Raw genomic sequence first — 7,878 nt, forward strand, 5'->3', positions numbered from 1 at the left:
CAAGAAAATATTTGAATAATAAGATGTTACTATTGACAGAAACACACATATCCTTTATACTGTTTCTATAAAAAGAAACATAGGAGCAGTATATGACACGTTCAGATTCAATATATTTTTCACTTCCATGTGACAGATACACCCCCCTGAGCCTTGCCAGAAAAACAGGTGCAGCCGCAATACTTGAAAGCGCAAGTTTCGCAAGAGGAAGGGAAAGGTATTCAATTCTTCTTTTAGAGCCGGCCTTTAAAATCATTCAGGATGATGAAGGCGTTGCTTTTCTGATTGACGGCAGGAGACTTCCGTTTAGAAAAAAGAATGAAACCGGAGAAACCGTTGCTCCCGGAAGCCGTGCAATTCATATCCCGGATATTCTTGATGCCCTCGTGTACGTTGCCGGTCAGAATGACATGAGTATTGTTCATGACGAAGAAGGAAAGGAAATTCACAATTCAATTCCTGTACCTTCCAGCGGTCTGGGATATTTAAGTTATGAGTTTGCTGCAAGATGTGACACGATTAACATGGCTGCTCAGACTGATGAACTTCACATTCCTGAGAGTGAATTTGTTGCAGGCCATATTTATGTTGTTTTTGATCATTTTACGGAACGCCTTCATGTTTTTGCCCTTAACTATAATGAACATCAGATAGATCTTGAAAAAGCTGTCAGTGATTTGAAAAAACGCCTGAACGATATGGACTTTTCTTATCTTTCTGCTCCGGAAGATCCATGTCCCGTGCGGATTATTACTAACCTTGAACAGAGCGAACGGGAATATAAAGAAAAGGTGGAAGCCATAAAGAAAGAAATTATTGCAGGTAATCTGCTTCAGGCTGTTCCGAGCCGCAGGCTTCAGATTGAATGCGATAATTCTGCCCTTGAGATTTACAGACGCCTTCGTGCCGTTAATCCGAGCCCTTATCTGTTTTATATTGATTTTGGAGATCATCAGCTTATAGGATCTTCTCCGGAAAGCCTCGTGCGGGTCAGGGAAGGAATTGCTTCAATACGTCCGATTGCAGGAACCCGCCGCCGTGGAAAAACTTCCGCAGAAGATGAGGAACTTAAAAATGAACTGCTTAATGATCCGAAAGAGAGGGCTGAGCATTTGATGCTGGTGGATCTTGCCCGCAATGATCTTGGCCGGGTATGTACAAACGGAAGTGTTGAAGTTACCCGCTTTATGGAAGTAGAGCAGTTCAGTCATGTAATGCACATAGTAAGTGATGTTCAGGGAAAAGTTTCTCCGCAGTTTAAACCTATACAGGTTCTGCGTTCTGCATTTCCTGCGGGAACTGTAAGCGGTGCTCCAAAAATCAGTGCCATTCAGATTTTAAGCCGCATAGAAAAAACAAAGCGCCGCTTTTATGCAGGTGCTGTAGGTTACATTCAGTCTAACGGAGACCTGGATTTCTGCATTGCAATTCGCTGTGCCTTGAAGCAGCAGAAGGTATGGAGCCTTCAGGCAGGGGGAGGAATTGTTTATGATTCAAATCCTGACCGTGAATGGACAGAAACCTGCGAAAAACTCGGTGCGCTGCAGTCTGTATTTAATTCGTAACTGTAATTTTTAAGAACTCAATTTTAGAAGAATCCTGTGTTTTCGGTTTTGAAGATGCAGGATTTTTTTTGTCAGGGCAGCAGATTTAAAAAATGTAAGTATAAGGAATGATGGATGATTTTTTTCTGTGGGAAAATTTAATTTCTGCTCAGTCCAGAGTTTTAAAATAATTCTTTATGGATTCCTGCATTACAAGAAGAAGATTTTTTTCGATACGGTGAATACTGTATCCGGTATCATTTTTTTTTATAAACCCGATTATACTGTGAAAAAAGAGTGATTTATCGGGTATTATATTTGAAGCAATTGATTACATGGTAATTCAGAAATCCGGTAGAGGAAGGTAAAATGATAAAGATTGTAAAAGCAGATGCTAAGGCTGACATTGAAGAACTCATGTCCATACGTTTGGAAATGCTGCGGATTGTAAACGGAATGAGTGATACGGAATGTTTTGATGAAACTCTGGTTTCATGTTCACGGGAATATTTTCTTAACGGAAATCAGACCACTGTTCTGGCAAAGGATGAGGGCAGGGTAATCGGTTGTGCTTCCATAAGCTACATTACGGTTATGCCTACCTATGATCATCCCACAGGAAAACGAGCTCACCTTATGAATGTCTATACAAACATAGCTTACAGGCGGCAGGGAATTGCAGGAAAAATGATTCGCCTGCTTATAGACGAGGCAAAAAAACTTGGATGTACTGAAATCAGTCTTGATGCAACAAAAGAAGGAAAGCCGCTTTATGAAAATCTTGGATTCACTGCAAACGATGCCGGAATGATTATGGAACTTAAAGTCAGATGGTTAATTTGACAATTATCTTTTGAAATTGTATTATAAAAAAAACTTAATAATACATTAAGAGTATTTTTTGTGAACGTGCGAGTGTTATTTAAAATGCAGATAATCAATAACTTGTGTAAAACTTCTGTTCTGTTCTGTTCTGTTCTGTTCTGTTCTGTTCTGTTAGGCTTGCTGTAAAATCACGACAATTTGTCATTTCTCATAACAAGGCCGTGGAATTGTATGTTAAAACACACAATTCCACGGCCTTGTTGCGTTTTATCAGAAAATAGCGCTCTGTGTAGCAGATGCGGTATTTTATCGTTTCCATTAGGAGCGGTATAAAAATATATTTAAATAGAATCACTGGAGGATTTTATGAAAAAAAGAGTATTTGTATTCTTTGCAACAGTTTTACTTGCTTTTTCATTCTCAGCATGTAACAAAAAGGATGGAAAAAAAGAAGATCAGTCAAAGACTGAAACGGTATCTAAGGACGTAAAAGAGGATAAAGGTGTTTTAAAAGAAAACCCTGCATCAGATTTTAAGTACACAATGACTGATGATGGTACTGGTGTAAAAATTACAGAATACATTGGAAAAAGTCCTAAAATAATTATTCCTGCAGAAATTGAAAATCTTCCTGTTCTGGAAGTTGAAGATCTTGCTAAACGTGATCATGAGTACGGCGAAGCATATTGGAGCAGCATTTTTGAAGAATGGACTTACCACAGAAATAATGTAACTATCACTCATATTGTTTTCCCTGATTCAGTACGCTCTACAGGTCTTAAAGATGTCGGTGCTCTGAGTCTTGAGCATTATGATGCACTTGAATATGTAAAACTTCCTGCAGGAATTATTGAATGGGAAGATAAAGATATTCCTAGTTTATATTATACAGCACATAAAAGTCCTCTTACAGGAAGAGGAGTTCCTGTAAACACACTCCCGCAAATGAGCAATTGTGCAAAGCTTAAGACCGTTATTATTCCGGAAGGAATTAAAGCTATACCAGTATTTGAAAACTGTCCGGCTTTGGAATCTATTTCTTTACCTGCAAGTGTTGAATATGTGCCTCCACGTGCCTTCACAAATTGCGGTTCATTGAAGGAAGTAAATATTCCTGATAGTGTTGAAAAAATTGCTTTTTATTACAAAGGAGAATTTTTAGAGCCGGAACAGTTCGGAGGAACAAATCTTAATCTGAAAACACAGGCTAAGCTTAAGCAGTTAGGTTACACAGGTACTTTCGGTTCTGTATTCTAATAATTGAATTACTTCCATGTAATATAATCCAGACAGGAATCTTCTGTCTGGATTTTGTAACGGCGGGTCATGCCCGCCTTTTTTTATATTGTTAGATAAATATTTGACTATATATCCTTGTAGATATATAGTATTTTCTTGTCCGCTATGATAAGAATCATTCCTTTGATGAAGAACGATGGAACGGCATCGGTTGTATAAACGGTATGTTGGTTCTGGTAACAACTTTTACGGAACGAGAACGAACAAGGATTATTTCAGCACAAAGAGCTGATAATGATTTGAAGAAGGTCTATTATGATTACATCAAAAAAATTAACGGCTGAGCGTATTGCAGAAATCGAGAAAGTTCCAATTACTTATGATGAAGATTCTCCAAAGTTTACAAAAGAAGAATTGCAGGAATTTGTTCCGTATCATAAAGAATATTTTGATATAACTCTTAAAAAGGATATCAGACAAGAATGAATAAGTGCCTTCGAGAAGCAGTTATAGAAGGTAGATTCTAACCTGACAAAAGTTTTACGACCATAGGTCGTTTGCTTGAGAAGAAATTATTTAACTCGTCGCTCACGCGACTTGTGCATCAAAGCCGACAAAAACTTTGTCACAAAAGTTGCTCTCCGTGACTTTGCGCCACCGCAACTTTTACGCCAGTTTTGCCCGTTGGGCAAAACCGTTTGTCTGTCCTTTCCTTAAATCATATTGCAGCCGGATTTTCTTTCTTCCGGGTGAGCAACTTCAAAGCCGCAGTTGGCTTCCATGTTTAGTTCGCGAAGTTCTTTTACTCCGTCAATATAGAGCTGATAGTTGATTCCTGTAGATTCATAACCGCAGCCTACATCGTAATCTTCGCCCAGTGATTCGCGGACAATCTGTTCCCGCTGTTCACGGGTTGTGTCTTTTATTAAAATACTTGCCATAATAATTCCTAACTATAAAATAATACGTCTGGTCAAGGCACGCTTCGCTTAAAGCCTTGACTCAGCCGTTTTCCGAACCGCTAAATTATTATCGGTTCGGAATAAAAATGCCCGCAGAAGGCAAATGCTTACTGCAGGTCAATACATTATCCTAACTGACCAGACAGAACCAGTTTTTCCTTATAGGGAAATTCGATAAAAAAGCAGACAATATTCTGGCTGCTTTTTTATCAAGCCCTCTGTAAAATTATATGATTACATTTTATCATGAAACAAGAATTGATGCAGTGCTTTGTGTGAAAATCTCTGTTATAATTATTACGAGGCTAATAATGGCATCCACAAAAGAAAAGAAAGCAGGGAATTAAAATGACCAGATACATCGCTTTGCTGCGCGGAATAAATATCAGCGGAAAAAATAAAATCTCCATGCCGGAATTGAAAACGGCCCTTACAGAAATTTGAATGAACTCGATGAAATTATAAGATGCCTGCAATCGTTGCAAAGAAATGGAGTATCATTGGGAGTAATAAATGATAGAAAGTAAACGAGTAAAAATATATCCTGCAAATAAAGAGCAAATGGAAAATCAGATAGTTGCAGAAAAAGATCCAGAATTGAAGAAGGCTTATAAAGAAATGCTTCAGGGGTGCATTGACCACCCAGATTTGTGGGACTGGTATGCAATGTGGATTATCGAAAATGAGAATGGAAAAAATATCGGAAACTTATGCTATAAAGGCTTAGAGTCTGATAAGAATCCGGAAATTGGCTATGGCATTTTTGATGAATTTCAAGGAAGAGGGTATGCAACAGAGGCTGCAAGTCTTGCAATTAAATGGGCCTTTAATCATCCAGAAGTGAAGGCTGTAGAAGCGGAATCTGATATTAACAATGCTGCCTCACAGAAAGTTTTAGAAAAATGCGGCTTCGAACCTACTGGTACTATTGGTGAAGAAGGTCCGAGATATATTTTGTATAGAGAAAAAGTAAAAACTTTGTGAGGCAAAAATGATTAAAGGAATTCACCATATTTCAATGAAATGCGGAACGACTGAAGAGCTTGCTAAGGTTCGGGAATTTTATATTGAGCTTCTTGGTTTAAAGATCATACGCGAGTGGGCAGAGGGCATGATGATTGATACGGGTAACGGCTTACTCGAGATTTTTACAAATGCCGAGGGAACTCACTGCTTTGGCGCTATCCGTCATATGGCACTTCTTACTGATGATGTTGATGAGATTTCGGCGAAGGTGAAAGCTGCCGGTTACGAAGTCTTTATTGAACCGAATGATAAAGTCATCGCTTCAAATCCGCCTTATTCAATCCGTATGGCCTTCTGCTACGGCCCGCTTGGAGAACAGGTTGAATTTTTTATGGAGAGATAACTATGACGAATGAGTTTAATGAATATGTCCGCGACTGTTTTTCTGAAGCTGGTGATATTGTCATAAAATCTATGATGGGCGGATACCTTGTATATTTCAAAGGTAAGCTTATAGGTGATGTTTGCGGCGATGAGTTGTTTTTGAAGAGAACACCCACATCGGACAGACTGCTTGCAGATTCTGAACTGCGTTATCCCTATGAAGGTTCAAAGACATTGATGCATGTATTTGATAGTTTTGATGATAGGGCCCTGATTCAGGAACTTCTGGATGGTATGTATGCTGAACTTCCGGAAAAGAAACCCAAGAAAGCCAGATGAGAAAGAAAAAAAATCAGTTTGTAGAAAGGATAAAAATGCGAATTATAAATCTTGTAGAAAATGAACTGGGCGAAAGTGGTTGTGAGGCGGCTCACGGACTTTCGTTTTATGTTGAGACTGAAAATCATAAACTTCTCTTTGACTCAAGCCCAGGCGAGTTTGTACTGCGGAATGCTGAAAAACTTGGTGTGGACTTGAAAACCGTTGATACTGTGATTCTGAGTCACGGTCATTATGACCATTCGGGCGGAATTCTACCCTTTGTGGAAATTAATCCGCTGGCTAAGATTTACATGCAGTACAATGCCGGCGGTGAATATTATGCCTTCGACGGAGAAGATAAAGGCTTCCGCTATATCGGAATTGATAAAAAGATTCTCTCGCTGCCGCAAGTTCAGCTTCTGAAAGGTGACTCTAAGCTTGATGACGAGCTCCAACTTTTTACTGTTGAAAAGCGGGCTTATCCGCTGCCTTCTACAAACAAGCGTCTTCGGGAACTTTGCAACGGTCAGTTTATTCAGGATGAATTTCATCATGAACAGAATCTGCTTTTGACAGCTGGTGGAAAGAAAATTCTTTTCTGTGGCTGCGCGCACAACGGAATCTTAAATGTGCTGGAAACTCTTGAGCGAAAGTTTGGCAGCGCAATGCTCCCGGACCTCGTAATCGGCGGCTTCCACCTTATGAAGCGCACTGAGTTCTCAGAGGCCGACACTGCCGAAGTTACAGAAATTGCAAACCGTCTTAAAGGCTACAAAGCTCACTTTGCAACCTGCCACTGCACCGGCCTTCCGGTTTTCAATCAGATGAGGGAAATCATGGGCGAACAGCTGAGTTATGTGCGGTCTGGAGATGAAGTAGTGTTGAATGGCTTATACTGAGCTCAGAAGATTTTTAATAAATGATGGGTATCTAAAAATTCAGCCAGAGGTTTTCATGCGGGTAGAAGATACGAAAAAAGTTACATCAAGCATCAAAACATGATAAAACCATATTTACCATCTACAGGAGAAGTACGAATGCTGATTTTGACGGAAAAACAATTTGAAAATTGTCTGCTATGTCAGGAAAAGCCTGATTTACAGGAAAAACTTGTAGGTGCAAAAGACATCGTAATACTATAATAAAGTAGAGTTTCTGGCCGTCCTTCAAAAAACGGAAGGTGATACAACTGGAATAAATAAGGGGTGGAAAATAAACGGAAAGGAAATCAGTAAAAACAAATGGGTAGTGACAAGTTATGAAAAAAAATAAGAAGGGGAACTTTTGCCATAGCATACGCCAAAAGTTTAATATTTGGTACGGTTAGACCAGAAAACCCTTCTTAATAAAGATAATATTATAAATGACTTAAAAGTCAAGGAATATAAAAGATGCACTTGGCCGACCTTCCGAAAACGGAAGATGATACAACTATATAGAAGAATTAAGTAAAACTGTTACTGGGAAAAGTAAACGGGATAAAGGTTGAATATCATATAAAATTAAGTAAAACTGTTACCACTTTATTCACCTGCAGAATGAAGGATATTAAGTAAAACTGTTACCGGAAAAAAGTAAACGGGATAAAGGTTGAATATCATATAAAATTAAGTAAAACTGTTACCACTTTATTCAGC

At 38.8% G+C, this 7,878-nt stretch carries 10 protein-coding genes; 9 read left to right on the top strand and 1 reads right to left on the bottom strand.

The window, feature by feature from the left end; translation table 11 throughout:
- Positions 1–92: 92 nt before the first annotated feature.
- From HNP77_RS10175 to HNP77_RS10195, 4 genes are all read left to right on the top strand, one after another.
- Positions 93–1,565, top strand: a complete 1,473-nt coding sequence (locus HNP77_RS10175) for a chorismate-binding protein (RefSeq protein ID WP_184653077.1) — start codon at positions 93–95, stop codon at positions 1,563–1,565.
- A gap of 348 nt (positions 1,566–1,913) precedes the next feature.
- Entirely contained in the window at positions 1,914–2,387 is a 474-nt protein-coding gene (locus HNP77_RS10180; protein WP_184653078.1) for a GNAT family N-acetyltransferase, read from the top strand.
- Positions 2,388–2,735: 348 nt separating this feature from the next.
- The gene (locus HNP77_RS10185; RefSeq protein WP_184653079.1) at positions 2,736–3,626 is read left to right on the top strand and encodes a leucine-rich repeat domain-containing protein; all 891 of its coding nucleotides are present in this window, start codon (positions 2,736–2,738) and stop codon (positions 3,624–3,626) included.
- A gap of 297 nt (positions 3,627–3,923) precedes the next feature.
- Positions 3,924–4,094: a hypothetical protein gene (locus tag HNP77_RS10195; RefSeq protein ID WP_246428915.1), complete on the top strand. Its 171-nt coding sequence runs from the start codon at positions 3,924–3,926 to the stop codon at positions 4,092–4,094.
- 227 nt (positions 4,095–4,321) lie between these two features.
- On the opposite strand, the gene HNP77_RS10200 is transcribed toward HNP77_RS10195, so the two are convergent.
- Positions 4,322–4,549 carry a purine biosynthesis protein PurH gene (locus HNP77_RS10200; protein ID WP_184653080.1) on the bottom strand — a complete coding sequence of 76 codons (228 nt, stop codon included), beginning with the start codon at positions 4,547–4,549 and terminating at the stop codon, positions 4,322–4,324.
- 369 nt (positions 4,550–4,918) lie between these two features.
- Between HNP77_RS10200 and HNP77_RS10205 the strand changes: the two genes are divergently transcribed.
- The 5 genes from HNP77_RS10205 (at position 4,919) to HNP77_RS10225 (ending at position 7,140) form a co-directional block, all read left to right on the top strand.
- On the top strand, positions 4,919–5,014 hold the full coding sequence (locus HNP77_RS10205) for a DUF1697 domain-containing protein (RefSeq protein WP_246428916.1): 96 nt from the start codon (positions 4,919–4,921) through the stop codon (positions 5,012–5,014).
- A gap of 69 nt (positions 5,015–5,083) precedes the next feature.
- Complete coding sequence (locus tag HNP77_RS10210; RefSeq protein ID WP_184653081.1) at positions 5,084–5,554, top strand: GNAT family N-acetyltransferase; 471 nt, start codon at positions 5,084–5,086, stop codon at positions 5,552–5,554.
- A 7-nt stretch (positions 5,555–5,561) separates the two neighbouring features.
- Positions 5,562–5,939, top strand: a complete 378-nt coding sequence (locus HNP77_RS10215; RefSeq protein WP_184653082.1) for a VOC family protein — start codon at positions 5,562–5,564, stop codon at positions 5,937–5,939.
- Positions 5,940–5,941: 2 nt separating this feature from the next.
- On the top strand, positions 5,942–6,259 hold the full coding sequence (locus HNP77_RS10220) for a TfoX/Sxy family protein (RefSeq protein WP_184653083.1): 318 nt from the start codon (positions 5,942–5,944) through the stop codon (positions 6,257–6,259).
- Positions 6,256–7,140: an MBL fold metallo-hydrolase gene (locus HNP77_RS10225; protein WP_221266573.1), complete on the top strand. Its 885-nt coding sequence runs from the start codon at positions 6,256–6,258 to the stop codon at positions 7,138–7,140. Before HNP77_RS10220 ends, HNP77_RS10225 begins: the two co-directional genes overlap by 4 nt.
- Positions 7,141–7,878: the final 738 nt, after the last annotated feature.

The organism is Treponema rectale, from assembly GCF_014202035.1.
Lineage (GTDB): Bacteria > Spirochaetota > Spirochaetia > Treponematales > Treponemataceae > Treponema_D > Treponema_D rectale.